Below are 25,851 nucleotides of genomic sequence, written 5' to 3' on the forward strand. Positions count from 1 at the left end.
CGGTAGGGCTTGTCGAGCACGCCGTCGGCGGGCCGCACGTCAACGTGGGCAACCTCGATGCCGACCGAGTGCACGTAGTCCGCCATCTTGTAGTCGCTGCGCGAGTCGCCGACCGACCGCCAGAGCAGCGGCAGCGGTCCCCGGGACTCGAAGTGGTCGAGCGCACGCTGCGCGCCCGTGTCCTTGTCGAGCAGCACCGACTCGATGTCGGTGGAGATGATCGTCGGGTCGACGCGGAACGGGGTCTCTCCGCGCGCGTCGACGAGCGTGCGGTCGCGGTACCGCAGACCAAGGCCGAGGGAGGCTGCTGTGGCGAATGCGGCGTCCTGGAAGCGCTCCTGGGCGGGCTTGTAGTCGGCGGAGGAGACATCCACCCGCTGCTCGACCGAGATCATGGCGTGCTTGGTGTCATCCCAGAACATCTCGTCGGCGAAGTCACGGGCGTGCAGCTCGCGGACGGCATCGACGAGTGCCTCCGGAACGGCGACGCTGCGATCGACGGTGGTCTCGCCGAGTCCGAGGGAATCGACCTCTGCCCACGCGGCGCCCTTCTCGAATACGGCGAACATGCGAGCTCCGTCGACGGCCAGCGCGTCGGCGAGGCCGGCAGCGAGCAGCGGTGCCATGACCTGGTCACGGATGAATGCATCCGACCGGCCGGTGATGAAGGCGATAGGCACGCCGGCCGCGGTGAGGAATACGAGGTCGTCGATGATCGACCGAATCGCGATGGTGCGTGTCTCCGGGCTGGCGATGGGCCCGTCGACGTCGAGCAGGAGTCCGAGAGGCGGGGGAGTGGTGGTCACACGCCATCGTCGCAGACACCGCTGCGCTACTTGAAATCGGTGGTCGTGTGCGGTGCGCCGTTGCGGTCGTAGCTCGTCCACTGTCCGCGCTGCACTCCGGCGACGAACTGGCCGGTGCGCAGGAGAGTGCCGTCCTCCCGGTGCCATTCCCACGGCCCGTCCATGACACCGTCGGAATAGGCGCCTTCGCCCTTCACCGCCCCGCTGTGGTAGAAGAACCTCCATCGACCGTGCTTGCGGCCGTTGAGGGTCTCTCCCTCGCCCATGATCGTGCCATCGCTGAAGGTTTCGATATCCATTGCTCAGTTGTACCTCTCTCGTGCGGGTGGGCCAAGTGCGCGAGAATAGTCTCCTTATGACGAAGCACTGGACGCCCCTGGCCCTCGTTTGGCTCGCGCTGTCGATCGTCGGCCTCGTCGCAACGTGGTACTTCAACATCGGCTCCATCGTGGCGGGGCGCGACTTCATCGGCGACTGGGTCGGCAGTGGCCCTGCGGTGTCCTCCCTCACCGTCGACCTGCTGGTCACGGCTGTCGCCGGCAGCATCCTCGTCATCGCAGAGTCGAGACGGATCGGGATGCGGTTCGGCTGGGTCTTCATCGTGCTGTCCAGCGTCGTCGCCTTCGCATTCGCATTCCCGCTGTTTCTCGCTCTGCGGGAGCGGCACATCACGGCGGCGCGCGCGGAGGCCACCGTCTCGCGCGGCCTCGACGTCTAGCCAGCGAGCATGCCGAGGTCTGCGCTGCCGAGCGCGCTCCACGCCAGGGCGGCCGCGATCACGGGAGCAACGATCGCCAGTGCTCCGAGGATCTTGCCTGGCACGGGGTTCACCAGCAGGGCGAGGATCGCGAGCACGAGGAGGCCAACGGCCAGCAGGGGGATGACGACCCACGACGCGAAGAACATCACGTACGCGATCGTGCCGGCGACATCGCTCGAGGACGCGGCGACCGCGAGGTAGACGAGGGCGGTGATCCACACGATGAGTGCAACGGAACAGCACAGGGCTGCGATACCGGAGCGGTTGCGGCGGCGTGGACGGGGAGCGGCAGTCTCAGTGGCCATGCAGCAAAACTAGTGCGAGAAGCCGCGCATAGACTCGAACAATGACTTCTTTTCCCTACGACGCGACCGTCGTGACCGTCGCTGGCGGCACCACGACTCTCGACGAGCTGCGCGACAAGGCCCTTCTCGTCGTCAACGTGGCCTCGCGCTGCGGCCTGACCCCGCAGTACGAGCAGCTGGAGAAGCTGCAAGAGGAGTACGGGCCGCGCGGCCTGCAGGTCGTCGGGTTCCCGTGCAACCAGTTCGCCGGGCAGGAGCCCGGCACTGACGAGGAGATCGCCGCCTTCTGCAGCGCCACCTACGGGGTCACGTTTCCCGTGTTCGGCAAGATCAAGGTCAACGGCCTTGGAACGCACCCGATCTACAAGGAGATCCGCAAGGCTCGTGATGCCAGCGGTCGCGCCGGGCTCGTCGGCTGGAACTTCGAGAAGTTCCTCGTCGCTCCCGGTGGCGATGTCGTCGGACGGTTCCGGTCGAAGACCCTGCCCGATGCCCCAGAGGTCATCGAGGCGATCGAGGCGGTTCTGCCCGCCTAGCCGCCGGTGTCGATGAGAACTCTCTCATCATCCTTGGCGATCCACCTCTCGATCGCTTTAGCTTGAGACGAAGTTGAGAGGCACAGGGCCACCGCCCCGTGCCGGAGACGCCGACGATGTCGCCCCACCTCATACCTCGCGCCACCCGGCGCGCGGGTTTCGAGCCAAGGAGATATATCGATGGCCTCTGCGCATCCTGAGAAGCTGTTCACCGGCACCCGCCGTACCGACCAGACGCCTCTGCCTCGCACGGTGGAGAACAAGCGGGTTCAGTCGCCTACCCTCCTGCTGTTCGTGGTGATCGCCCTTCTTGGCGTCATCGCCTACGCGCTCTTCCTGTTCGACCCGGCCAACCGGGGCGATCCTCTTCCGTTCACTATCGTGCTCGTGGCGGAGGTGCTGCTCATCAGCCAGGCCCTCGTCTCGATGTGGACAGTCCTCTCCGGTGGTCAGGATCCACGCGAGTTCGTGTTCCACCACGCGCAGGAACGGCTGTTCGACACCGGGGCGATCGTCGCGCGGGAGCTCGAGGGTGCCCCATGGACCTGGCCGATGATGCTGCACGAGAAGCCGGTCTCCGTTGACGTCTTCATCACGGTCTACGGCGAGGACCTCGCCATCATCGAGGCAACTGCCGTTGCTGCCGTGTCGATGCGCGGCCGTCACGAGACGTGGATCCTGGATGACGGCCGCTCCGACGAGGTACGTGACCTCGCCGCCCGACTCGGCGTGCGCTACGTGCGGCGCCTGAGCAGCAACGGAGCGAAGGCCGGCAACATCAACCACGCTCTCAGCATCTCGAGCGGCGAGTTCTTCGCGGTCTTCGACGCCGACTTCGTGCCGAAGCCCGACTTCCTCTACGAGACCATGCCGTTCTTCATCGACGACAACGTCGCCTTCGTGCAGACCCCGCAGGCCTACGGCAACATGACCTCGATGATCTCTCGCGGGGCCGGCTTCATGCAGTCCTTCTTCTACCGCTTCGTTCAGCCGGGCCGGAACAGCTTCAACGCGGCCTTCTGCGTCGGAACCAACGTCGTCTTCCGCCGCACCGCGATCGACGAGGTCGGCGGTATCTACACCGACTCGAAGTCGGAGGATGTCTGGACCTCGCTCATGCTGCACGAGCGAGGCTGGCGCTCCATATACATCCCGGTCACTCTCGCGGTCGGCAACGCGCCGGAGACGATCGAGGACTACACCAAGCAGCAGCTGCGCTGGGCGTCGGGCGGCTTCGAGATTCTGCTGACCCACAACCCGTTCAACCCGCGTCGCCGCCTCACGGTCGACCAGCGCATCCAGTACTTCATCACGGCGACCCACTATCTGGTCGGGATCGTGCCGATCCTGCTGCTCATGGTGCCGCCCCTCGAGATCTTCTTCGGGCTGCGACCGGTCGACATGTCGGTGACCTGGGTGACCTGGCTGCTGTTCTACTTCGGCTTCTACGGCCTGCAGGTGCTGCTGGCCTTCAACAGCATGGGATCGTTCCGGCTCGAGACGCTCATGCTCGCGTCTGTCTCGTTCCCGATCTACATTCGCGCCTTCCTCAACGTGCTCACGGGCCGAGAGCAGGCGTGGCACGTGACCGGAGGCAAGCGCAAGCGGTCGTCCCCGTTCAACTTCATGATTCCGCAGGTGCTGACCTTCACCTTCCTGTTCCTCACCTCGATTGTCGCGATCTACAAGGACGTGACGAACGAAACCCTGACGCTGGCCACCGGCTGGAACGTCACCAACACCCTCATTCTCGGCGCGTTCATCCTCACCGCATTCGGTGAGCTGCGCGCCACCAAGCGGGAGGAGCGGCGGATAGCGCGGGAGGCCGCCCGGCCACGCGTCAGTCCTGTGCTGTTCACCGTCTCGCGCACCGATTCCTCGAAGGAGCTCGTCTCATGACCTGGGCCAACCGTTTCAAGATGTTCTTCGGACTCATCGTCGTCGTCGTCATCGTCGCCGCACTGACCATCGTGCTCTCCCAGCGCAAGGGCGAGACGGCGAGCACCACCGCTTCCATCGAGGCCATCGAGTATCCCGTTGGCACCGACTATCCCGGATCGGTGATCTCGCAGCCGGTGAAGGCTGGCGACGAGGTGGCCGTCGGCGATCCGATCGCCACCATCCAGAGCAATACGCTGCTCGAGCAGCTGGCCGATGGTGCGACCGTCGCCTCCACGGGCACCTACGACGTGTTCCCTGATGGCACCCTCACAATCAAGTCGACCGTGAACGGCATCGTCGACGAGGTGCTCGTGCAGCAGGGCGGCTACGCCGCTGCTGGCAGCACTATCGCGCAGCTCTCTGCCACCGATCCGCTCTACGTCACGGCCGAGTACGTGCTCGACCCGAAGGACTTCGCGAGGGTGGAGGAGGGCGCGATCGTCTCGATCGAGCTGCCCAACTCCGAGACAGTCTCCGGAACGGTCGACTCCTTCGAGGTCGAGACCGTCGACGGTCAGGCTCGGGCAGTCGTGACCATCTCCAGCACTGACCTCGCGTACGGGAGTCACGGTGGGCTAGTCGCGCCCGGCACCCCGATCAGCGCCGAGATGAAGCTGCGCAACGACGACGTGCTCGCGCGATTGGTCGGCACCGTGCGAGACTTCGCGAGTGACCTCAAGGATGCGATCCTGCGATGAACCGCGCACCCCGCGCCGTTGCGCTCATTGCCGCCATCTGCCTACTTGCAGGCTGTTCCTCCGTCTCGAGCGACCCTGGCGCCATGACCGCGACGCCTGAGAGCGTGCTGCCAGAGCGCGTCGTCGAGCCGCTCGTCGAGGGCCTCGAGCAGGCCTCCGCGAAGACTCCGTCTCTCGATCGGCTGGCCAACGGCCTCCCCGCGCCGACCAACCGGTGGTACACGGGCCTCGTGCTCGGCGGTGGCGCATCGCAGCCGGTGTTCCCGCTTCCCCTGGGATTCCAGCTGAGCGAATCCGGATACGGTTTCGGACTACCAGTGGTCACCACCGCCCCCGGTGCCGTCACCGCGCCGTTCCGGCAGCAGGTCTCGGTCGACCTCGGTGCCGACCAGCAGCAGGTGTCGGCGTACGACGACGTGTCGGTCACCGTGAGCAGCATGCGCGGGGGAGAGTCCATCGGTCGGGTGACGATCGCTCGTGGCTCGCCCGTGGTGAGCTATGTCGCGGATGCGGCTGGCGACATCCAGTTCTCTGTTCCCGTCGAGAGCGTGGGAGACAGCCTCTACACGGCGAGCATTGACGGCGTGGAGTTCGGCCTCGTCACGACAGGCTCAGTCTGCGGAACCACGCTTTCTCTCGAGAGCGGCGACTCGGCCAACTGGTTCGTCGTGCCGGAGGGAGGGGACGCCGCACAGCTCGCGACTCTCGCCGCATCGCCGCTCACCGGGGTTTCAACCGCCTGGAACGGGTCGACGACTATCCTCAACTATCAGACGGCCGCCGAATCGACGACACTCGTCGGCGTGCTGCCCCATCAGGTGCCGGGGCTTGCGAAGCCGGCGGACTGTGATCTCGGCACGTTCGCAACGGTGCTGGGTGAACTGCGGCTCTGTGCCGCCTCGACCCTGGAGTGGTCGGTCGACGCCGTCGAGCCGTCCTCTGCCCTCGATCTCTCCGCCCTCTCCGACGAGGAGAAAGCGGAGCTCGCGACCCAGCTCGGCAAGGACATCGCTGGCACCGAGGAGCTGCCGGCCGACACCTACTTCGGCGGCAAGGCGCTCGCCCGGCTCGCCAACCTCCTCGAGCTGGCACGGGCCCTTGACGACGACGCAGCCGCCACAGCGGCAGCGGAGCGCCTCTCGACCGAGCTGCTGCGCTGGGTGGAGTGCGGCGATCGCTGCTTCGTGTACGACCCGGAGGTCGGGGGCGTGGTCGGCGAGCCGGCTTCCTTCGGTTCGGACGAGTTCAACGACCACCACTTCCACTACGGCTACTTCCTCTATGCAGCAGCAGTGGCCGTTGCCGACGACGCGGAGCTGGCAACGACCCTGACACCGACGATGACGCTGCTGGCGGCCGACCTGGCGACGGGGGAGACCAACCGGTACTTTCCCGCACGGCGCGCGTTCGACCCGTACTCCGGCCACTCGTGGGCCTCTGGCTACGCGCCGTTCGCCGATGGCAACAACCAGGAGTCGAGTTCTGAGGCCGTCTCCGCCTGGAACGGCCTCGCCCTGTGGGCCGATGCGACGGGCGACGACGCGCTCGGCTCGCAGGCTCGCTGGATGCTGTCGGCCGAGGCAGACTCGGCAATGGCCTACTACCTCGACTTCGACACGTCTGCCGAGCCCTACGCGGGCTACGACCGTGGCGTTGTCGGCATCGTGTGGGACGGCAAGCTCGACTACGGCACGTGGTTCAGTGCAGACCCCGGCGCGATCCTCGGCATCCAGCTGCTGCCGATGCAGCCGGTCGCCGACTACCTCGCCTCCGACCCCGAGCGCATGCTCGCCAACATCGCAGAGGTGGGAGAGGGAACCATGTTCCCCGACTACCTGCTCATGTACGAGGCTCTCGCGGGGGGCGACGGTGTGCTCGAGCGGGCCCGCGACCTGCCAGCCGCGTCGATCGACGACGGAAACTCGCGCACCTACCTGCTCGCGTGGATCATGGCCCACTCGGCTAGGGCGTGAGCGGCTCCGCCTCGATGCTGCGTGACCACCGTCGCGCGTAGGTGATGGCGAGGGCCGCGAGGCCGACGATGAAGGCTGCGAGGCCGAGGATGTAGGCGATCACGCTGCCCCACCCTCCCGTCGACGGGTCGATGAAGGGGTAGGGGTACCAGCCGGTCAGCGAGCCGCGGATGAGCGTGAAGATGCACCAGGCGATCGGGAAGGCGACGGCAAGCCAGAGCCAGCGGTAGCCGATGCGCGCGCGACCGGTGGCGAACAGCCAGTCGATGAGGATGTAGATCGGAATCCAGACGTGGTGCACCTCGGTCGGCCACTGCACGCCGACGTAGCCCTCCGGTGGGATGCCGCGCAGCAGCACGTTGTACACGACGCCCGTGACAACCGCGAACACCGTGATCGCCGACCGCACGCCCGTGTACAGCACGGTGTCGCGGCGGTAGCGGAAGGCGAGGATGCCCCCGGCGACCAGCACGACGATGTTCATCATGCTCGACTGGATCGTGAAGTAGGAGAAGTACTCGCTCGGCACGAACACGTCGTTGATGGCCTTGTCGGCGATCTGCGTGATCATGGCGGCAAGCACCAGGAGCCCGGCGGCGACCCGGATGACGCCGACGGTCATGCGCGCCTGACCGGCAGGCTCGGCAATGGCGCTCGTGGATGGTGACGTCACTGTCATGGTTCGAGGCTAGTGGCCACAGCGACGGGTGTCAGCGCCGTCTCTGGCGCGTCTTCGGGGGTCGAGCCGACTTCTGCGCTGGTTTCGACCTGGTCGTCGGCGTGGCGACGGTCTTCGCTGCCGGCGCCTCCTGGTCTCCGCGGGAGCTGTTCGCCGTGCGGCCGCGCACGATGCCGATGAACTCCTGGATGAGGGGGTCGGGGTTGCCGTCGAGCCAGACCAGCGCCACGCGGGTCTCCGTCGCGTCGCCAATGATGCGGGCGATGACATCGCGGCGGCTCAGTGCGCGAGCCACCGACTGGGGCATGACGGCGACCCCGAGGTTAGCGGCGACGAGCTCGACGGTTCCCGCGTCCTGCCCGTCGAGCAGGTTCTCGTCGACGAGGTCGGCGAGCGTGACCGACTCGAACGCCTCGAGCACATGGTCCTTTGGCGCCACGACGACGGCCTTCTCCGAGTAGAGCGGGATGACAGCGAGCCCGGCCTGGTCGACCGGGAGCCGCACGAGGGCGACGTCAGCGCTGGCGTCGTGCACGGCGGCAAGCGCGTCGGAGGGGGATGCCGGCCTGACCTCGAGGGGAACCCGCGGCATCCGCTCGTTCCAGACGCCGGCCCACTTGCCCGGAGTCACGCCAGGCACGAACGCGAGCACGAAGGGGTCTGTCACCGTCTCAGGGTACTCGGGCGCGCCCATAGAGTTGACGCATGACCACCCCAGTGCGCCCACGATCCGCCACGGCGATCGCCTTCATCACCGCAGGGGCGGCCGTGCTCGTCGCTCTGCTCATCTTTGCCGCGCAGCTGGCGATCAACACCCAGTTCATCTACCTCATCAGCTTTGCCGCCATGGTGCTCGCGCTGGTGCTGCTGGCCAGAACCGACCTCGACAACGGCACGGCGAGAACGGCAGCACTGTTCGCCGCGCTCGGCTGGCTCATTCTCGTGGTGGCGTCCATCGTTCCGGCGCTGCCCGGAATCGTGTCATCCGCGGCCTACTTCGTCATCGGAGCTGCCAGCATCGTCCTCGGCGCTGTCGTGGTGTACACCGCGCAACTCACGCCACAGGCGCGTATCGCCCTTGCCTCGCTCATGGGAGCAACCGCCCTCTACATGGCGTCGGCGTTCTTCGGCATCTACGGGCCCTTCGCGGCCCTGCTGACGCTTCTGCTCGGGATTGCGGCCGTCATCACCGGCTACCTCATCCAGACCCGTCGCTAGCGCGTACCCTTGGGGGTGTGCCTGACCAGACTATGAAGCCAGTGACCGCCGCCAAGAAGCTCGGCGTCTACCTCCCCGCGACCCCGGAGGAGTTCCAGTCCGGCGAGATCTCGCGAAGCACCTTCCTCGAGCTGCAGGCGAATCCGCCGGAGTGGCTGGCCGAGCTGCGCCGCACCGGACCGCACCCTCGACCCGTCGTGGCTCAGAAGCTCGGCGTCTCGACGAGCGGGCTCGCGCGAGGCGGCGTCGAGGATGCGCTGACCACGGCTGAGATCAAGGCGCTGCTAGAGCAGAAGCCGGCGTGGCTCGTCGAGGAGCGAGCCAGGCAGGCCGCCGTTCGCGAGGACGCCCAGCGCGTCAAGTTCGACAAGCTGGCGAAGGAAGAGCTGCGCTCGAAGAAGTAGCGCCTAGCCAGTGTCGGACGACGCTGGCAAGCTCGAAGCATGACGCTCGAGACCTTCCGCGCCGCATTCGGCGGCGCCACTCTTGTTGACGGCGACGAGGGCTTCGGCCTCGCGCCATACCCCGCGGGTGCACCGAGCATCGTGGCGCGCCCGGCCTCCGTCGGCGACGTGGCCACAGCGCTCGCCTTCGCGCGTGAACAGCAGCGCGCGGTGAGCATCCGCAGCGGCGGGCACAGCGCCGGCGGCTGGTCGACCGAGGGTGGCGGCATCGACATCGACATGGGCGGCTTCGACGCAATCGAGGTCGAGGGCACCCGCGTCACAGTTGGCACCGGAGCCACCTGGGGCGCTGTTGCCGCGACCCTCGGCGAACACGGCCTTGCGCTCTCCTCCGGCGACACGAAGTCCGTCGGCGTCGGCGGGCTCACCCTCGGCGGGGGAGTCGGCTGGCTGGTGCGCCAGTACGGGCTCGCTCTCGACAGCCTGCTCAGCGCTCGGCTGGTGACTGCGGATGGCGCACTCGTCACCGCGTCGGCCGAGGAGAACCCCGACTTGTACTGGGCGCTCCGCGGAGGCGGAGGCAACTTCGGCGTTGTCGTCGACTTCACCTTCGAGGCCCACCCCCTCACCGGCATCGCTCACGGAGTGATCAGCTTCGAGGGCACCGCCCTCGGCACGGTCCTGCGCGGCTACCGGGAGGCGATGCGCGAGGCCCCAGAAGAGCTGAACGTCACATTCATGCAGTGGCCGGCCATGGGGCCGGAGATGCCGGGCGGTCCGCAGCTGCACGTCGTCTACGCCTCGCCCGACGAGGCTGCCGCGATGGAGGCTATCGCGCCGCTGCTGGCGATCCCGGGGGTCAGTGGCCACGACATCCGCGCCAAGTCCTACGTGGACGCGCTCGAGGATCCCCACCCGCCAGAGCCGGGCATGCCGATGCCCGTCATCGTCGGAAGCAACGGGTGGGTGCCGCAGCTCAGTGACGAGGCGATCGACGCGGTCGTCTCGACGATGGATGCCATCGGGGAGGGCGGAGTGCTTATGATCCGATACCTCGCCGGCGCCTTCAACCGCGTGCCATCGGATGCGACCGCCTTCGCCTGGCGCGACGCAGAGGCCCTCGTGATCACCGTCGCCTTCCTTCCGCCCGACGCCGACGCCGCCCAGGTCGAGCGCATCGAGCAGGCATGGACGATGGCCTCGGCGTTCACCGTCGGCACCTACGGCAACTTCCTCGGCTACGCGGGGGAGAAGGCGGTCGGGCTCATGTACCCGCCAGCGACGCGCGCGCGCCTCGCAGCGGTCAAGCACCGGTGGGACCCGCAGAATCTCTTCAATCAGAACCAGAACGTCGCGCCGGTGGCACCGGTCAGCTGAGGGGGGTCGTCGACTCGCCGAGAGCATCGCGCGAGAGCAGCGTCGCCCCGGCGACTGCCGCTGGCATCACGATGATGGCGAGGAACGGCACGAGGAACAGCAGGTAGGTGGCGACACCGAATCCGAGGGTACGAGCGCGTCGGGCACCGAGGGCGTGCCGACGGTCGCGCAGTCGCAGCCCGCGGGCTGCGAACGCGAACCCGCAGAGCTCGAGCGTCAGGAACCAGCCTCCAACAAACGCGCCGAGAACGGCACCGGCAACGGTGCCGACGACCGGTATCAGCCCAACGAGGAGCACACCGAGGCTCACCACGATGGTCAGGGCGAGAAGCCGAAGGGTGTCGGCGACAGCTCGACCGAACTGCGCCCAGAACCCGATGGCGAGCTCGGCGGGCGCAGTGCCGACGAGGGATTCGGTCTTGCGCCAGATGCGCTCGTAGAACGGATCGCCGACCGCGAGGGTCACAGCCGTGAAGGTGAAGATGAAGAGCACGAGGGCGAGTCCGAGCACGGCGATCCCCACGATCGCCTGTACGAGGAGTCGGATGGAGGTGTCGACGTCGGCGAACAGCGGATCGGTGAGCCGCACAAGGCCGTCGACGTTCAGCGCGAGGACGATGATGCCCACGAGGTAGACCGCGAAGACGATGAGCGCGGGCAGGATGCCCGGCCACATGATTCCCGGTGCGCTGGCATACATGCGCGCGCCGCGGCCGAGTATGGCGACTCCAGAGAGGAACTCGCGCACGACTCCGGGCCTTGAGCGGTCTCTCATGCGAGAACACTAGCGTTGCCCCATGAGCGTGAACTTCGAGCACCGGCTGCCAACACCACAGGAGCACGGCGACCTCGCAGAGTCCGTTGGCTGGAGAGACCACTTCGATGCCGACTCGATCGCCCAGTCGATCGCCGGATCGTGCTTCGGTGTGGTTGCCTTCCTCGACGGCGTCGCCGTGGGCATGGGCCGCGTCGTCGGTGACGGGGTGCACTACTTCTACGTGCAAGACGTCATCGTGCGGCCAGATCGGTCGGATGACGGCCTCGGCTCCCAGATCGTTGGTCACCTTCTCGACCGCATCGCTGCAACCGCGCCGTCGGAGGCGTTCGTCGGGCTCTTCTCCAGCCCGGAGGCCGTCGACCTCTACCGAGAGTTCCGGTTCACGACGACCGGCATGACCGGCATGCACCGGTTCGTGCTCCCTGCCTAGCGGCTGCGCCCCTCGAAGAACTGCCAGATCGTCTCTGTGGCGTCGAGCGCAGTCGACGGCGGATCGCCGCCGAGCAGCTTCTGGGCGGCCGACCGGGTGCTCCCCGGCCACTGGTGGCCGGCTCCCGCGATGACCACGAGCTCGACGACGTGATCTCCGCACTCCGCCGTGAGGGTGCTCACATCACCGACAACCGAGTCGACCGCATCGCAGCCATCGACAGTGCGCCAGAGCTCGTTGACCTCGGCGATCGGCATGCCGTCGATGCTCTCGATCCCGTCGCCAGGCTCGCCGTCCATCCGCACGCTGGAGTCGGCATCCCCGTGGATGGCGAGCACGGATACGGGGGCGGGATCGTCGCATTCGCCGACGATCGTGCCGGCGACGGGGGCGATCGCAGCAAGCTCATCCGTGTCGCACGCCAGACGGTACGCCATCATCGCGCCGTTGGACATGCCGGTCGCGTAGACCCGGTCTCGGTCGATGGATGCGCGGTCGGCGATGTCGTCGATCATCCGCTCGATGAACGCGACGTCGTCGACGCCCTTCTCCCCGGATGAGCCGCAGCACCCGTCACCTGCGTTCCAGGCTCGACCAAGGCCGTCGGGGTAGGCGACGACGAAGCCCTCGCGACCGGCGAGCTCGTCCCACCCGTAGGAGTCCCGTGCCTGGTCCGCGCTGCCGAGGCCGCCGTGCATAACGATCACGAGGGGGATGTCGGTCAGGTCCGCCGATGGCACGGTGACCACGTAGCTGCGCTCTGCGCCGCCGATGCGGAACGACTGCGTCGAGGTTCCGCCGGGCAGGGCGGCGCTGGTGCAGCCCGCCAGGACGACGAGTCCTGCTGCTGCGGCGAGGATTACCGGATATCGCTTCACGCGCACCATCCTGCCGTGGCCAGCGCGAGTGCGTGTACTACCGGGAGAGTAGGGCGGAGCGCTCCGGGTGGTCGGTGAACCAGTCGCCGACATACCAGCACATCGGCACGACCTTCAGGTCGGTCGACGTCTCGACGTCGCCGACCGCGAACTCGACGAGCTGCGCGGCGAAGCCCTTGCCACGATGCTGCGGATTCGTGAACGTGTGGTTGAACGAGATCTGGCCCGCGTTGATGCGGTAGTCGAGCACAGCGACGAGGCTGCCGTCGAGATGCATGGCGTAGCGACGGGCGTCTGCCTCGTGAGCGAACGTGATGGCCATGAGTCCAGCGTACGCCGCGTCGCCGCGACCCGTATTCAGCGTGGGAACAGGATCAGCTGAGCGCCTCATCGAGCGACTCGCCGGTCGGGTCCTCCGCCGAGAGGTCGGCTAGATCGTGGCCTCCGAGCGGATCGCCGCCCCAGGAGACGAGACGCCAACCGGTGTCGGCGTCGTGCTCGAGAACGATGAGGGCAGTGTTGTCGAGGTCGCGCTCTGCGGCATCCTGCGTTCGCATGCCGTTCGCCACGCCCGCGACCCACACCCGCATCGCGGCGCCGTGACTGACGACGACCGCCGTCGAGGCGCCAGAGGAGAGCACCTGGGCCATGGAGGTGTCGAAGCGGTCGAAGAACGCGTGTCCGTTCGTGCCACCGGGCATCACGGCATCCCTCTGACCGGTGCCCCATGCGTAGGCCGTGCCGAGGTAGCTGCGGTACGAGGCGTGGTCGGTCGCCATCTCGAGGTCGCCGGCTTCGATCTCGTGGATGCCCGGCAGCACCCGCACGTCAACACCGAGCGACTCGGCGAGCGGCGCTGCCGTCAGCTGTGTTCGCACGAGCGTTGAGGCGAAGACCGCATCGATTCGCTCGGCAGACAGCGACGCCGGAATGGCTGCGGCCTGCGCGAGGCCGAGGCGCGTGAGGCCTGGACCGGGGTGAGCCGTGTCGAGCTCTCCGCGAACGTTGGCAGGAGTCTGGCCATGGCGGATGAGGAGGAGGCGCATGCCGCCAGCCTAAGTCGGGCAGATGACAGCGCGCCGGTGAGCCGTCGTCAGGGCAGGTCGAGCTCGTGGATGTTCTCGTCGGTGAGCTCGTCGTCCTCCGGGCCGATGACGTGGTCCATTGCTCCTCTTTCCCGTTCGCTCCAAGCGACAAGTCAAGGCCCACGACCGGCCCTCGTCAAGCCTCAGACCCACCGAATGCGCCTCTCGCGTCGAATTGCAGTCACCGGTCGCCGCGCGGACCGCCTGAGCCCACGGCATAGACTTGTCAGCAGGTGTTGGGGCACGACCGCCACGTTGGGTGAAGAAATCAGAATCATCAGTTATAACCTCCGCAAGAACGCGGCAAGCCACGAGCTCGCCGACCTCGTCGAGAGGTGGGATCCCGACGTACTGTGCCTTCAAGAGGCGCACACCGAGTTCCTTCCATCAGAGCTCGGCTCCCTCGACCTGGCCGACACGACGAAGACCAATCGCCTCGGGCTCGCGGTGTACTACCGCCGCGACCGGTTCGAAGGCCACGACTCGTCGACGTTCGCGCTGAAGAAGGCGATGCACGACATCCTGTTCTCGCCGACCCACGAGCGGTTGCTTGCCACGCGCATGTACGACAAGGAGGCTGGTCGCGAGATCATCGTCGCCTCCTTCCACGCCGCTCCGCTCACTGCCCGCAACTCCCTGCGCCGTCACCAGATCAAGACAGCGCACGAGGCACTCGGCAACATCGGCGAGGGCCTACCAGCGATCATGGTCGGTGACTACAACTACCCGCTGTTCACCGGCAAGCTCATCAAGCACGTCGAGAGGTCTGGCTACGACCTCACCCGCAGCGACCGCCAGACCTACCTCCGATACAAGATCTTCCGCGGGCACTTCGACTTCGTCACCTCGAGCGGCGTCACCGTCGAGAAGGTCGAGACCCTCCCACAGGGTGTGTCCGACCATCTGCCGATCATGATCACCGCACACGTGGAACGACTGCCGTAAGGCGTCTCGGCCTCGAAGGCAGCCCGGCCGCCCACGAGGCCCGACCACCCAAGAGTCTCAGGAACGACGAACGGCCCCGGAGTGATCCGGGGCCGTTCTTGTCGTTCTTTCCGTGTTGTCAGAGGTAAACACGGGGTTCGTGCGCGAAGGGGGACTTGAACCCCCACGCCCTATACGGGCACTAGCACCTCAAGCTAGCGCGTCTGCCATTTCCGCCATCCGCGCGCAGTCGGCAGCCCGTTTGCAGGACCACCGAGGTACGACAATAGCACCTTCCTGCAGCCCGTGTTTGCACCCACCGTCAAGCGGGGCGGTAGCGCCGGGTAGCGTTGAGGAATGAGCCACGACTCCGAGATCGAAGCAACGGCCGCCATTGCACGAGACCTCATCCGGTTCGACACCACGAACTACGGAGAAGGACGCTCGAACGGCGAGACGGAGGCGGCGGAGTACCTCGGCGCCCACCTCGAGGCGCTCGGGCTCCGGCCGGAGTACGTGGATGCCGCCCCCGGGCGCACCAGCGTCGTCGCCAGGGTGCCAGGCAGCGATCCGTCCAAACCCGCCCTCGTGGTGCACGGCCACACCGACGTGGTGCCGGCCGACCCAGGCAACTGGAGCGTCGATCCCTTCGAGGGCGTCATCCGCGACGGGCTCCTGTGGGGCCGTGGGGCCGTCGACATGAAAGACATGGACGCGATGATCATCACCGCGCTCCAGGACGTGCTCGAGGGCGGTCGGCAGCCGTCGCGCGACCTGATCATCGCCTTCTTCTCGGACGAGGAGAACGGGGGAGTGTTCGGCTCCCGCCACGTCGTCCAGACCCGCCCAGACCTCTTCGCGGGGGCGACAGAGGCGATCAGCGAGGTCGGCGGCTACTCCGTCACGTTCGGCGGGCAGCGGGCCTACCTGCTGCAGACGGGGGAGAAGGCGCTCGTCTGGGTCAAACTTGTGGCGCGGGGGCGAGCGGCGCACGGCAGTCGCGTCATCCACGACAACGCAATCACGAAGCTCGCCGAGGCGGTCGCGATTCTCGGCCGCCAGGACTGGCCGGTCGAGCTGCTCGGCACCACAGAGCACCTGCTGCGGGAGATCGCGCGCATCATGGGAGTCGACCCAGAGCAGACCGATCCCGACACGCTCGTGCTGAGCACCGGGACGGCGGCGGGATTCATCCAGGCCAGTCTGCGCACAACCTCCAACCCCACCGTGCTCACAGCCGGGTACAAGCACAACGTGATTCCCGACACGGCGGAGGCTCTTATCGACATTCGCACGCTGCCGGGGGAGGAGGAGACGGTGCTTGCCCGGGTGCGCGAGCTCGTCGGCGACGAGATCGAGATCGTGGTCATGCACCAGGACATCGGCCTGGAGAACCCGTTCACCGGCGACCTCGTCGACGCCATGGTCGGCACGCTCTCGAAGCACGACCCGGAGGCCGTTGTGCTGCCGTACCTGCTCTCCGGTGGCACAGACAACAAGGCGATGGCCACACTCGGCATCGCCGGGTACGGCTTCGCCCCACTGCGCCTTCCCGAGGGCCTCGACTTCCCGGCGATGTTCCACGGCGTTGACGAGCGGGTGCCGCTCGACGCACTAGTCTTTGGCAGGCGCGTGCTCGCCGACCTGCTGTTGAACTACTAGGAGCGACCCCCATGGGCTTCATCGAAGCGATCATCCTCGGCCTCGTGCAGGGGCTCACCGAGTTCCTGCCCATCTCCTCGAGCGCCCACCTTCGCATCATCGGCGAGTTCCTCCCCTCAGCGCAGGATCCCGGTGCCACCTTCACCGCCATCACCCAGCTCGGCACTGAGACCGCGGTCATCATCTACTTCTGGAAGGACATCACCCGCATCATCGGGCGATGGTTCCGCTCGCTCGGCGGGCCCCGCGGCGGCTCGCACTCCGCTGCGGCCGATGCCGGCCGAGTGCCACGCAACGACCCGGACGCCCGGCTCGGCTGGATCATCATCATCGGCACCATCCCGATCGTCATCGTCGGCTACCTCGCACAGGAAGCGATCCGGTCATCGCTGCGGAGCCTGTGGATCACGGCGATCGTGCTCATCGTCTTCGGCATCCTGCTCGGCCTCGCCGACCTGCTGGGACGCCGCTCGAAGGAGCTTGCCGACGTGACCTACCGCGACGGCATCCTCATCGGGCTCGCTCAGATGCTCGCCCTGATCCCCGGCGTCTCCCGCTCCGGTGCGAGCACGAGCGCCGGTCTCGCGCTCGGCTACACCCGGCCAACCGCTGCTCGCGTCTCGTTCCTGCTCGCCATTCCTGCCGTGTTCGGCAGCGGGCTCTATGAGCTCGCGCACAGTTTCGGAGAGCCGGAGGGTTCGTACGGCTACGCGGAGACGGCGGTCGCAACCGTCGTCGCGTTCGCCGTCGGGCTCGGTGTCATCGCCTTCCTGATGCGGTACATCTCGACGCACTCGTTCCTGCCGTTCGTCGTCTACCGCCTCCTTCTCGGTGGCACGCTCATCGTGCTCCTGTCGACGGGCGTGCTGCAGGGCTAGCCTGAGGTCGATGACCGACGAGCTGACCGCAGAGCGCTTCGTTGCCGAGCTGGAGACACACCGCTCCGACGACGACAGGGCCGCCATGCTGCGGTACTTCAAGACTGCGCCAGGGGAGTACGGCGAGGGCGACGAGTTCATGGGAATCCGCATGGGCACGCTGTTCTCCGTCAGCAAGCGCTATGCGGCAATGAGCGTCGTCGAGCTCGAGAAGCTGCTCGAAAGCCCCGTGCACGAGGTGCGCGCCGGAGCTCTGAGCATCATGAACAAGGCCGCGATGGCCAAGCGGACGGCGCCAGAGCGTCGACGGGAGCTGTACGAGCTCTACCTTCGCCGGCACGACCGCATCAACAACTGGGATCTCGTCGACGTCGCCTGCCGCTACGTGGTCGGCGCCTACCTTCACGACAAGCCGCGCGATGTGCTCTACGACCTCGCGCGGTCATCCAGCGTCTGGGAGCGGAGAACAGCGATCGTCAGCACGTGGTGGTTCATTCGGTCTGGCGACCTCGATGACGCCATCGCGATCTCCGAGATCCTGCTCCACGACCCGCACGACCTCATCCACAAGGCAGTCGGCTGGATGCTGCGCTACTGCGGCGACAAGAACCCCGGTCGACTGCTGGCCTTCCTCGACATCCACGCCGCAACCATGCCGCGAACGATGCTGCGCTACGCGATCGAGAAGCTCACCCCGGAGCTGCGAAAGCACTACCTCGCTCGCCGTTCGGCATCATCAGGGGCGACGGGCTAGGACTCCGGCCGCCACGGCTCGTCGCCAGCGGTGCCGCCGTCCTTGCCGTCGTCGCCGCGCTGGAGGTACTTCTCGAACTCCTGCGCGATCGCCTCGCCGCTCGCCTCCGGCGAGTCGACGGTGTCGCGAGCCTGCTCTAGCTGCTCAATGTAGGACGACATGTCGTCGTCGTCGCTGGCGAGGGCGTCGATCCCGCTCTCCCAGGCCGCAGCCTCGTCGACGAGCTCTCCGCGGGTGATGATCACGTCGATCACCTCCTCGAGCTTGTCGATGAGGGCGAGGGTCGCCTTGGGGCTCGGCGCGTTGTGCACGTAGTGCGGAACGGATGCCCAGATCGAGACCGTCGGGATACCGGCTGTCTCTGCGGCGTCCGCGAGCACGCTGAGGATGCCGACGGGACCCTCGTAGGTGCTGCGCTCGATCGCCAGCTGCTCGCGAACATCCGGGTTCTCACTGCTCGTGAACACCGAGATCGGCCGGGTGTGCGGAACGTCGGCGAGCATCGCGCCGAGGAAGACAACGCCGGTGATGCCGTTGGCGACGATCGCGTCGAGGATCTCGCGTGCGAAGGTCTTCCAGCCGCGCGAGGGCTCCGTTCCGAGAAGCAGGTACACCGAATCGGGGGAGGCATCGGCCTCCTGTGGTCCCGACAGGGTGATCGCTGGCCACACCAGCTGGCGGCGGCCCTCATCGTCGAAGCCGATGAGGGGTCGGTTGAACTGGTAGTCGAAGTAGTCCTCCGGCTCGAGGGAGAGCAGGGTCTCGACCTCGAGCTGGTCGCGCAGGGTCTTGACGGCACCGCTCGCTGCCTCGCCCGCGTCATTCCAGCCTTCGAACGCGACGACGAGCAGCCTGCCCGTCGCGAAGTCGGAACTCACCGTCTCACCAGTCCTCACCGTGGGTGCCGGGGTGGCATCCGCACTCAACCAACAATAGAACTACCCGTACGATTGTCCGTTGTGACCGCGCTCCGATCAGCCCAATCCGTGCCCGCGGCGGTGCTCTGGGACATGGACGGCACGCTCGTCGACACCGAGCCGTACTGGATGGCGGCCGAGTCCCAGCTGGTTGCCTCGTACGGCGGGAGCTGGACCCCGGAGGACGCGGCGCAGCTCGTCGGCTCCGGCCTGTGGCACTCCGCACGCATCCTGCAGTCGCATGGCGTCGACCTCAGCGAGGACGACATCATCGAGCGGATGACCTCCCGCGTGCTCGACCAGATCGGCGAGCGGGTGCCGTGGCGTCCGGGTTCGCGGGAGCTGCTGCAGGAGCTCGGAGAGCTCGGCATCCCGTGCGCCCTCGTGACGATGTCGGTGCGGCGCATGGCGCTCGGAATCGTCGACGCGCTCGGCTTCGACGGGTTCGCCGCGGTCGTTGCCGGCGATGACGTCACCCACTCCAAGCCTCATCCGGAGCCATACCTACTCGGCGCTGCAGCACTCGGCGTCGACCCGGGCGACTGCGTCGCGCTCGAGGACTCGGCTCCTGGCATCGCATCGGCGGTTGCCGCCGGCGCCGTCGTGATCGGCGTTCCACTGCACGTGCCGGTGGCCGCCGACTCCGGCTTCGACATCTGGGACACCGTCGAGGGCCGCACCGCGGAGCACCTCTTCGAGCTGTACCGCGCAAGGAGAGACATATGACCCAGGTATTCCGCCGCCAGAGCGGCCCGTTCCGCGCCGGCGATCGCGTGCAGATGACCGGACCGAAGGGGCGACTCAACACCATCACCCTCGAGGTCGGCGGGCAGTTTCACACCCAGCACGGCTTCGTGCGCCACGACGACCTCATCGGGCTGCCCGACGGCTCCGTCGTGCAGAGCAACAACGAGATCGAGTTTCTCGCCCTTCGCCCGCTGCTCACCGACTTCGTCATGTCGATGCCTCGCGGCGCAGCCATCATCTACCCGAAGGATGCCGCCCAGATTCTCGCGGTCGGCGACATCTTCCCCGGCGCGCGGGTCGTGGAAGCCGGTGTCGGATCCGGTGCCCTCTCGCTCTGGTTGCTGCGCGCCATCGGGCCGGAGGGCCGGCTGCAGTCGTTCGAGCGACGGGAGGAGTTCTCCACCGTCGCACGGGCGAACGTCGAGGCGTTCCTCGGCGCGACGCCAGAGAACTGGTCGATCGACCTCGGCGACCTGACTGACGTGCTGCCGACGGTGACGGAGCCCGGAAGCGTCGACCGCGTCATCCTCGACATGCTCGCCCCATGGGAGTGCCTCGACGCGGTGGCGACCGCGCTCACCCCCGGCGGGGTGCTGGTCTGCTACATCGCGACGGTGACGCAGCTCTCGCGCGTTGCGGAGGCGATCCGGTCGACCGGACGCTTCACCAACCCTGACTCCACGGAGACGATGATCCGCGGATGGCACGTCGAGGGTCTCGCGGTGCGCCCAGACCACCGCATGATCGCCCACACCGGCTTCCTCCTCGCTGCCCGCCGTCTCGCCGACGGGGCCGTGCTGCCAGAGCTCAAGCGACGCGCCTCGAAGTCGGACTTCAGCGATGCAGATGTCGAGCTCTGGACACCCGGGGCCCTCGGAGACCGACAGGCGAGCGACAAGCGCCTGCGCAAGACCGCCCGCGAAGCGGTCAAGGCCGCGGATGCCGCCAAGGCAGCTGCCGACGACCGGTAGAGTAATCCGGTACTCACGAGCACTGAAGAAAGAGGACCCGTGCGCAAAGTCATCGCGCTGACCGCCGCAGCAGGACTGCTGCTCGCCCTCGCCGGATGCACGGTTAGTGCGCCCTCCGGGCCGTGCGAGCCCGTTCCGGCCGGCGACGCCTCGAAGCTCGTGACAGCGACCGGCGACTTCGACAAAGACCCGGCAGCGAAGTTCCCGACGCCGCTCACCACCGACACCCTCGAGGTAAGCGTCATCGACGAGGGCGACGGCGCCGTGATCCGTGACGGCGACTTCGTGTTCCTCACCTACACCGCCTACGACCCGGCAACGGGGCAGAAGGCCGGAGACACTGCGAGCGCCTCCGTCATCGCCGGGCGCGACTCCGATGCGGAGAAGCTCTTCGAGTGCCTCACTGTTGGGTCCCGCGTCGCGGCAATGCTGCCAGCGGTCGAGGCGACCGATTCGGCGGCCGCGACGGCGACCTCCCTTCTCGTCATCGACGTCGACAAGGCGTTCACGAGCAAGGCAACCGGCCGCATCGAGATCCCGCAGCAGGGCATGCCGTCGGTCGTCACTGCACCCGACGGCCACCCGGGCGTCACGATCCTCGACGAGGACCCGCCGGCAGCGCTCCGCTACTCGACACTCGTCACCGGAAACGGCGAGAAGGTGTCGGAGGGCGACCAGCTGCTGCTGCAGTACTCGATCGTCGACTGGAACACCAAGACCGTCGTCGACAGCACGTGGGACGACCAGCAGTACCCACAGGCGCGCAGGCTCTCGGAGTTCGACTCCACCACGGGCGAGGGCGTCAGCCCTGCTGCGCTGAAGGCTCTCATCGGGGCGACGGTTGGAAGCCAGGTTCTCGTTGTCATGCCGCCCTCCACGTGGGCCGGTAGCGACATCCAGGCATCGGATGGATCGACGCTCGTCGTCGTCTACGACATCCTCGCCATACTCGAATAAGCAGGAAGCCAACGACACTGGCCGGGTGTCCGAATCCAGGAGTTATCTCGTGCCACCACGTTCACCCCAGCGGGTACCGGTAGAAGAGAGGCTGTTCAGCCTTGTTCTCGCGTTGCTCGCGACAGAGAACGGGCTGACGAAGAACGAGATCCTCTCGACAGTGCAGGGCTACCGGCAGGACTTCGACCACTCCGGTGACAACGCCAACCTCGAGCGCAAGTTCGAGCGCGACAAAGACGACATTCGAGAGCTGGGCGTTCCGCTCGAGACCGTGCAGGCTCCCGGTGACCCTGGCAACAACCAGAACCTCCGCTACCGCATCCCGCGGGGCATCTACGAGCTGCCGGCGGACGTCTCGTTCTCCTCCGACGAGACGACCCTGCTCAACCTTGCGGCGATGGTGTGGCGCGAGGGATCGCTCTCGGCCGAGTCCCGTCGAGCACTGCTGAAGCTCCGCTCGCTGGGAGTGACCGCCGACGAGCCTGTGATCGGATACGCGCCGCGGGTTCGCGTGCGCGATGCGGCATTCGAGCCTCTCAGCGCCGCTCTCGAGAAGCGCGCCTGGGTGCGGTTCCTCTACCTCAAGCCCGGCGAGAACGAGGCCCGCGCCCGCACCGTTCGCCCGCTCTCCCTGTTCCAGCACCAGGGCAGATGGCACCTCTACGCGCTCGATGACGCCGACGTCTCGAAGACATTTCTCCTTCGCCGCATCGTCAGCGGCGTGACGACCACCGGGGCCACCTTCGAGGTGCCGGAGGGCGACCAGTCGAGCCGCGCCCTCGCCGAGCTCGAGGCGGTCTGGTACTCGAACACGGCATTCGTCGAGGTTGCCGCCGGAACAGACGCCGAGGCGCGGCTGTCGAAACGCCGAGGAACCACCGTCGCTGCGACCGGGGAGCTGGAACTGCACTACTCAGACGTCAACATCTTCGCCGATGAGCTCGCGGGCTTCGGCCCCGAGGTGCTCGTGGTCTCGCCACCAGAGCTGCGCGCTGCCGTCATCGCCCGACTCGAGCGGACGGCGGCCGACCATGGCTAGGGCATCGAGCCAGCCGCCCCTGCAGGCGCAGGACAAGCTGACCTTCCTCCTCGCGCTCGTTCCGTACCTGCTCGAGCGCGATCGCGTCGGTGTTGCCGAGGCGGCCGCGCACTTCCGCGTCAAGCCGGAGCAGATCCGCGATGCGGTTCGACTCATCGCCGTCTCCGGTGTGCCGGGGGAGACCCGCACCTACCAGTACGAGGATCTCTTCGACATCGCCTGGGACGACTTCGAGGAGAACGACCAGATCGTCATCACGAACCACGTCGCCATCGATGACTCGCCGCGCTTCTCTGCTCGCGAGGCCGCGGCTCTCATCGCCGGACTCCAGTACCTGTCTGCGCTGCCGGAGAATGCGGACCGCGCTGCCGTCGCATCCCTCATGTCGAAGCTCTCGCGCGGAGCCTCCGCGCTTCCGAGCTCCCTCGCCGTGGAGGCGAGCGAATCGGATGCGACGCTCGCCCTCATCCGCGAGTCTGTCTCCAAGGGAGTGCAGCTCGAGTTCGACTACCTCAGCTCGACGGGGGAGTCGGAGCGCCGCCGCGTCGACGCGCTTCTCGTCGAGTCGGTGGATGCCGACTGGTACCTGCGTGGATGGTGCCACCTTCGCGAGGCGATCCGCACGTTCCGCCTCGACCGCATCTCCAATCCCGAGATCACCGAGGAGCCGATCAGTCACCGCGCCGACGACGTGACCCTTCCAGAGACACTGTTCGAGGGCTCGGCAGACGACCTCGTGGTCACGATCGACATCGCCGCGTCGGCGGAGAGCCTGCTGACCGACTACGTGCCAGAGGGAGCCCAGCGCGAGGTGATCGGCGATCACGTGCGCACCACCGTTCGGGTGTCGCACTACCACGGCCTCAAGCGCCTCATCGCCTCGATGCCGGGCGTCGCGACCGTGGTCGAGCCGCCCGAGGCGCGACAGGTCGTTGCAGAATGGGCCGCCGCCGGGGCGTCCCGCTACAGCGAGCGACCATGATCCTCGTCTGGACCGGCCTCGTTCTCGCCCTCCTCGCCATGCTCTGCAGCTTCGCGGTTGTGCTGGTGCGCAAGGCCGTCGGCGTGCTGCAGGAGTTCTCCGACCTCGTCGGGCGCACGGCGATCCTCGACGGCGTGCACAGGGCCGACCCGGAGGAGCGACCGACCCCCGCAGTACTCCAGAGCGCCGCCGTCGCCGGCTCCCGCGTGCGAGCGCTCCGCCACGAGGCACGAGAGCGCCGCGCGCAGCGCCGCAGCGCGCGAATCGCCCGTGGCCGCGCGCTCGTGGGCGCCGATGCAGCCTCCATCGAATGGTTCCAGCGGTAAGCTGGATGCACTGATCGGCTCACAAGGGACACAGCATGGGAATCTTCGGCAACACATTCGGCCTGCCCCACCTCATCATCATCCTCGTGATCATCCTTCTGCTTTTCGGCGCACCCAAGCTGCCCGGCCTCGCCCGCAGCGTCGGCCAGTCGATGAAGATCTTCCGCAACGAGATCCGGGAGCCGAAGAAGGACGACGCTGAGGCAGTCGACACGGACTCGGACGACTCTGGCACGACCGAGACCAAGCCCGCGCCCAAGAACTCGGCGCCCAAGAACTCCAAGTCCTCCTAGGCGCGCAATGGCGAAACGCCCACGCAGGGGCGGCGATCCTGAACGGCGGATGTCGCTCGCCGAGCACCTCATCGAGCTTCGCCGTCGGCTGACCATCGCGGCAGTCGCGATCCTGATCGGGGCTATCGGCGGCTTCCTCGTCTCAGAGAGGGTCATCGACCTGCTCATCCAGCCGATCAATGCCGTCGCCGAGGACCGCAACATCCGGTTGTCCTACACGACACTCACTGAGCAGTTCGACCTCATGTTCCAGATCGCGATCGCGCTGTCGATTCTTGCGACAAGCCCGATCTGGCTGTACCAGATCCTTGCGTTCTTCGCCCCAGGGCTGACGAAGCGGGAGCGGAGGTACACCTTCGGCTTCCTCTTCACCGCGGTTCCCATGTTCCTCGGCGGAGGCCTCGTCGGCCTCCTGATCTTCCCGCACATGGTCGCCCTGCTCACGAGCTTCTCCAGCAACGCCCTCGCCACAACCAACCTCAGCGCGCGCCCGTACTACGACTTCGTCATCAAGCTGGTGCTCGCCGTCGGTGTCGCCTTCGTGCTCCCCGTCTTCCTCGTTCTGCTCAACTTCCTCGGGGTGGTCAGCGCGAAGGCGATCCTCAAAGGCTGGCGCGTCGCCATCCTCATCATCACCCTGTTCTGCGCAACGGCGACGCCAGCCGCCGATATCGTGACGATGTTCCTTCTCGCCATCCCCATGGTGCTGCTGTACTTCGCGGCTGCCGGGGTCGCCCTCTGGCACGACCGGGGCGTCGCCAGGCGCGAGGCGCAACTCGAGGCGGAGATCGCGTGACCCTCTCGCCCGCCGAGCGATTCGCCGCCGCGAGGTCACGAGCATCCCATCCTCTGCTCGAGGAGTTCGCCCTCGGCCTCGACCACGACCTCGACCCGTTCCAGCGGGAGGCGTGCGCCGTGCTCGAGCGGGGCAACAGCGTGCTGGTGGCGGCCCCCACGGGCGCTGGCAAGACGATCATCGCCGAGTTCGCCATTTTCAAGGCAATGCAGGAGGCTCGCTCCAAGGTGTTCTACACCGCGCCGATGAAGGCGCTGTCGAACCAGAAGTTCCAGGAGCTCACCGCCGAGTACGGCGCAGAGAGCGTTGGCCTGCTCACCGGCGATACCAACATCAACTCTGGCGCCCGCATCGTGGTCATGACCACCGAGGTGCTGCGCAACATGCTCTACGCCGACTCCGACCTGCTGCGCGACCTCGCCTGCGTCGTGCTGGACGAGGTGCACTTTCTTGCCGACCGCTTCCGCGGCGCGGTCTGGGAGGAGGTCATCATCCACCTCCCGCAGCACGTGCGCATGGTCTCGCTCAGCGCCACCGTGTCGAACGCCGAGGAGTTCGGCGACTGGCTGCAGGCCGTGCGCGGCGACACCGACGTGATCGTCTCCGAAGAGCGGCCCGTTCCGCTCGAGCAGCACGTGCTGGTGAAGGGGCGACTGCTCGACCTCTTCGACACCGCGACGGGGCTCGACAAGGCGGCGGCAGATCCATCCGCGCCGACGAACCGCGTCAACCCGGAG

At 67.1% G+C, this 25,851-nt stretch carries 32 protein-coding genes and 1 tRNA gene; 22 read left to right on the forward strand and 11 right to left on the reverse strand.

Going from position 1 to position 25,851, the window contains the following annotated elements:
• A partial coding sequence (locus AC14A7_RS13865; RefSeq protein ID WP_484010048.1) for a hypothetical protein occupies window positions 1–806 on the reverse strand: 806 nt, incomplete at its 3' end.
• A 26-nt stretch (window positions 807–832) separates the two neighbouring features.
• The gene (locus tag AC14A7_RS13870; protein WP_484010050.1) at window positions 833–1,105 is read right to left on the reverse strand and encodes a toxin-antitoxin system YwqK family antitoxin; all 273 of its coding nucleotides are present in this window, start codon (window positions 1,103–1,105) and stop codon (window positions 833–835) included.
• Between the two features lie 56 nt (window positions 1,106–1,161).
• Here AC14A7_RS13870 and AC14A7_RS13875 point away from each other — a divergent pair, with 56 nt between their 5' ends.
• Complete coding sequence (locus tag AC14A7_RS13875) at window positions 1,162–1,524, forward strand: DUF2834 domain-containing protein (protein ID WP_484010052.1); 363 nt, start codon at window positions 1,162–1,164, stop codon at window positions 1,522–1,524.
• On the opposite strand, the gene AC14A7_RS13880 is transcribed toward AC14A7_RS13875, so the two are convergent.
• Window positions 1,521–1,871, reverse strand: coding sequence for a hypothetical protein (locus AC14A7_RS13880; RefSeq protein WP_484010054.1), 351 nt, complete (start codon window positions 1,869–1,871; stop codon window positions 1,521–1,523). The genes AC14A7_RS13875 and AC14A7_RS13880 overlap by 4 nt on opposite strands.
• 41 nt (window positions 1,872–1,912) lie before the next feature.
• On the opposite strand from AC14A7_RS13880, the gene AC14A7_RS13885 reads away from it, so the two are divergent.
• From AC14A7_RS13885 to AC14A7_RS13900, 4 genes are all read left to right on the forward strand, one after another.
• The gene (locus AC14A7_RS13885) at window positions 1,913–2,407 is read left to right on the forward strand and encodes a glutathione peroxidase (RefSeq protein WP_484010056.1); all 495 of its coding nucleotides are present in this window, start codon (window positions 1,913–1,915) and stop codon (window positions 2,405–2,407) included.
• A gap of 180 nt (window positions 2,408–2,587) precedes the next feature.
• Complete coding sequence (locus AC14A7_RS13890; protein ID WP_484010058.1) at window positions 2,588–4,306, forward strand: glycosyltransferase family 2 protein; 1,719 nt, start codon at window positions 2,588–2,590, stop codon at window positions 4,304–4,306.
• Window positions 4,303–5,046 (forward strand): efflux RND transporter periplasmic adaptor subunit, encoded by a 744-nt coding sequence (locus AC14A7_RS13895; protein WP_484010059.1) that lies wholly within the window; start codon window positions 4,303–4,305, stop codon window positions 5,044–5,046. Before AC14A7_RS13890 ends, AC14A7_RS13895 begins: the two co-directional genes overlap by 4 nt.
• An 83-nt stretch (window positions 5,047–5,129) precedes the next feature.
• Window positions 5,130–7,019: a glycosyl hydrolase gene (locus AC14A7_RS13900; RefSeq protein ID WP_484010061.1), complete on the forward strand. Its 1,890-nt coding sequence runs from the start codon at window positions 5,130–5,132 to the stop codon at window positions 7,017–7,019.
• Here the strand turns inward: AC14A7_RS13900 and AC14A7_RS13905 are convergent.
• Together AC14A7_RS13905 and AC14A7_RS13910 are read right to left on the reverse strand one after the other, a co-directional pair.
• On the reverse strand, window positions 7,009–7,698 hold the full coding sequence (locus AC14A7_RS13905; protein WP_484010063.1) for a Pr6Pr family membrane protein: 690 nt from the start codon (window positions 7,696–7,698) through the stop codon (window positions 7,009–7,011). The two genes, AC14A7_RS13900 and AC14A7_RS13905, sit on opposite strands and share 11 nt — an antisense overlap.
• Window positions 7,699–7,729: 31 nt before the next feature.
• Complete coding sequence (locus AC14A7_RS13910; protein WP_484010065.1) at window positions 7,730–8,365, reverse strand: LysR family transcriptional regulator substrate-binding protein; 636 nt, start codon at window positions 8,363–8,365, stop codon at window positions 7,730–7,732.
• Window positions 8,366–8,403: 38 nt separating this feature from the next.
• Between AC14A7_RS13910 and AC14A7_RS13915 the strand changes: the two genes are divergently transcribed.
• The 3 genes from AC14A7_RS13915 to AC14A7_RS13925 are packed head-to-tail and all read left to right on the forward strand — an operon-like array spanning window position 8,404 to window position 10,697.
• Complete coding sequence (locus tag AC14A7_RS13915; RefSeq protein WP_484010067.1) at window positions 8,404–8,916, forward strand: hypothetical protein; 513 nt, start codon at window positions 8,404–8,406, stop codon at window positions 8,914–8,916.
• Between the two features lie 32 nt (window positions 8,917–8,948).
• Window positions 8,949–9,320 (forward strand): DUF5997 family protein, encoded by a 372-nt coding sequence (locus AC14A7_RS13920; protein WP_484010108.1) that lies wholly within the window; start codon window positions 8,949–8,951, stop codon window positions 9,318–9,320.
• A 39-nt stretch (window positions 9,321–9,359) separates the two neighbouring features.
• Window positions 9,360–10,697, forward strand: coding sequence for an FAD-binding oxidoreductase (locus AC14A7_RS13925; RefSeq protein WP_484010069.1), 1,338 nt, complete (start codon window positions 9,360–9,362; stop codon window positions 10,695–10,697).
• Here AC14A7_RS13925 and AC14A7_RS13930 read toward each other — a convergent pair.
• The gene (locus AC14A7_RS13930) at window positions 10,690–11,472 is read right to left on the reverse strand and encodes an EI24 domain-containing protein (RefSeq protein WP_484010071.1); all 783 of its coding nucleotides are present in this window, start codon (window positions 11,470–11,472) and stop codon (window positions 10,690–10,692) included. The genes AC14A7_RS13925 and AC14A7_RS13930 overlap by 8 nt on opposite strands.
• A gap of 22 nt (window positions 11,473–11,494) precedes the next feature.
• Between AC14A7_RS13930 and AC14A7_RS13935 the strand changes: the two genes are divergently transcribed.
• Window positions 11,495–11,905, forward strand: coding sequence for a GNAT family N-acetyltransferase (locus AC14A7_RS13935; RefSeq protein ID WP_484010073.1), 411 nt, complete (start codon window positions 11,495–11,497; stop codon window positions 11,903–11,905).
• Here the strand turns inward: AC14A7_RS13935 and AC14A7_RS13940 are convergent.
• The 3 genes from AC14A7_RS13940 to AC14A7_RS13950 are packed head-to-tail and all read right to left on the reverse strand — an operon-like array spanning window position 11,902 to window position 13,829.
• Window positions 11,902–12,783 carry a CE1 family esterase gene (locus tag AC14A7_RS13940; RefSeq protein WP_484010075.1) on the reverse strand — a complete coding sequence of 294 codons (882 nt, stop codon included), beginning with the start codon at window positions 12,781–12,783 and terminating at the stop codon, window positions 11,902–11,904. The two genes, AC14A7_RS13935 and AC14A7_RS13940, sit on opposite strands and share 4 nt — an antisense overlap.
• 37 nt (window positions 12,784–12,820) lie before the next feature.
• Window positions 12,821–13,105 (reverse strand): GNAT family N-acetyltransferase, encoded by a 285-nt coding sequence (locus AC14A7_RS13945; protein WP_484010077.1) that lies wholly within the window; start codon window positions 13,103–13,105, stop codon window positions 12,821–12,823.
• 52 nt (window positions 13,106–13,157) lie between these two features.
• Window positions 13,158–13,829 (reverse strand): histidine phosphatase family protein, encoded by a 672-nt coding sequence (locus AC14A7_RS13950; RefSeq protein WP_484010079.1) that lies wholly within the window; start codon window positions 13,827–13,829, stop codon window positions 13,158–13,160.
• A gap of 294 nt (window positions 13,830–14,123) precedes the next feature.
• Here AC14A7_RS13950 and AC14A7_RS13955 point away from each other — a divergent pair, with 294 nt between their 5' ends.
• Window positions 14,124–14,813: an endonuclease/exonuclease/phosphatase family protein gene (locus tag AC14A7_RS13955; protein WP_484010081.1), complete on the forward strand. Its 690-nt coding sequence runs from the start codon at window positions 14,124–14,126 to the stop codon at window positions 14,811–14,813.
• A 140-nt stretch (window positions 14,814–14,953) separates the two neighbouring features.
• Here the strand turns inward: AC14A7_RS13955 and AC14A7_RS13960 are convergent.
• Window positions 14,954–15,038 (reverse strand) — tRNA-Leu (locus tag AC14A7_RS13960).
• A gap of 111 nt (window positions 15,039–15,149) precedes the next feature.
• Between AC14A7_RS13960 and AC14A7_RS13965 the strand changes: the two genes are divergently transcribed.
• From AC14A7_RS13965 to AC14A7_RS13975, 3 genes are read left to right on the forward strand one after another with little or no spacing between them, the layout of a single operon-like run.
• Window positions 15,150–16,454, forward strand: a complete 1,305-nt coding sequence (locus tag AC14A7_RS13965; RefSeq protein WP_484010083.1) for a M20/M25/M40 family metallo-hydrolase — start codon at window positions 15,150–15,152, stop codon at window positions 16,452–16,454.
• A gap of 11 nt (window positions 16,455–16,465) precedes the next feature.
• A complete protein-coding gene (locus tag AC14A7_RS13970) occupies window positions 16,466–17,332 on the forward strand; it encodes an undecaprenyl-diphosphate phosphatase (protein ID WP_484010085.1) in 867 nt (288 codons plus the stop codon).
• Window positions 17,333–17,342: 10 nt separating this feature from the next.
• Complete coding sequence (locus AC14A7_RS13975) at window positions 17,343–18,086, forward strand: DNA alkylation repair protein (RefSeq protein ID WP_484010087.1); 744 nt, start codon at window positions 17,343–17,345, stop codon at window positions 18,084–18,086.
• Here the strand turns inward: AC14A7_RS13975 and AC14A7_RS13980 are convergent.
• Window positions 18,083–18,964, reverse strand: coding sequence for a proteasome assembly chaperone family protein (locus AC14A7_RS13980; protein ID WP_484010089.1), 882 nt, complete (start codon window positions 18,962–18,964; stop codon window positions 18,083–18,085). The genes AC14A7_RS13975 and AC14A7_RS13980 overlap by 4 nt on opposite strands.
• Before the next feature lie 81 nt (window positions 18,965–19,045).
• On the opposite strand from AC14A7_RS13980, the gene AC14A7_RS13985 reads away from it, so the two are divergent.
• The 9 genes from AC14A7_RS13985 to AC14A7_RS14025 form a co-directional block, all read left to right on the forward strand.
• On the forward strand, window positions 19,046–19,729 hold the full coding sequence (locus AC14A7_RS13985; protein WP_484010091.1) for an HAD family hydrolase: 684 nt from the start codon (window positions 19,046–19,048) through the stop codon (window positions 19,727–19,729).
• Window positions 19,726–20,721 carry a tRNA (adenine-N1)-methyltransferase gene (locus AC14A7_RS13990; protein ID WP_484010093.1) on the forward strand — a complete coding sequence of 332 codons (996 nt, stop codon included), beginning with the start codon at window positions 19,726–19,728 and terminating at the stop codon, window positions 20,719–20,721. The genes AC14A7_RS13985 and AC14A7_RS13990 overlap by 4 nt, the downstream gene beginning before the upstream one ends.
• A gap of 39 nt (window positions 20,722–20,760) precedes the next feature.
• Window positions 20,761–21,678: an FKBP-type peptidyl-prolyl cis-trans isomerase gene (locus tag AC14A7_RS13995; RefSeq protein ID WP_484010095.1), complete on the forward strand. Its 918-nt coding sequence runs from the start codon at window positions 20,761–20,763 to the stop codon at window positions 21,676–21,678.
• Window positions 21,679–21,727: 49 nt separating this feature from the next.
• Window positions 21,728–22,717 carry a helix-turn-helix transcriptional regulator gene (locus AC14A7_RS14000; protein ID WP_484010097.1) on the forward strand — a complete coding sequence of 330 codons (990 nt, stop codon included), beginning with the start codon at window positions 21,728–21,730 and terminating at the stop codon, window positions 22,715–22,717.
• Complete coding sequence (locus AC14A7_RS14005) at window positions 22,710–23,699, forward strand: helix-turn-helix transcriptional regulator (protein ID WP_484010099.1); 990 nt, start codon at window positions 22,710–22,712, stop codon at window positions 23,697–23,699. The genes AC14A7_RS14000 and AC14A7_RS14005 overlap by 8 nt, the downstream gene beginning before the upstream one ends.
• Entirely contained in the window at window positions 23,696–24,025 is a 330-nt protein-coding gene (locus AC14A7_RS14010) for a hypothetical protein (protein ID WP_484010101.1), read from the forward strand. The genes AC14A7_RS14005 and AC14A7_RS14010 overlap by 4 nt, the downstream gene beginning before the upstream one ends.
• Before the next feature lie 35 nt (window positions 24,026–24,060).
• On the forward strand, window positions 24,061–24,318 hold the full coding sequence (gene tatA, locus AC14A7_RS14015) for a twin-arginine translocase TatA/TatE family subunit (RefSeq protein WP_484010103.1): 258 nt from the start codon (window positions 24,061–24,063) through the stop codon (window positions 24,316–24,318).
• A 49-nt stretch (window positions 24,319–24,367) separates the two neighbouring features.
• Entirely contained in the window at window positions 24,368–25,114 is a 747-nt protein-coding gene (gene tatC, locus AC14A7_RS14020) for a twin-arginine translocase subunit TatC (protein ID WP_484010105.1), read from the forward strand.
• On the forward strand, window positions 25,111–25,851 hold a 741-nt coding region (locus tag AC14A7_RS14025), incomplete at its 3' end, for a DEAD/DEAH box helicase (RefSeq protein WP_484010107.1). The genes tatC and AC14A7_RS14025, both read left to right, overlap by 4 nt.

This window comes from Conyzicola sp. (assembly GCF_057073975.1).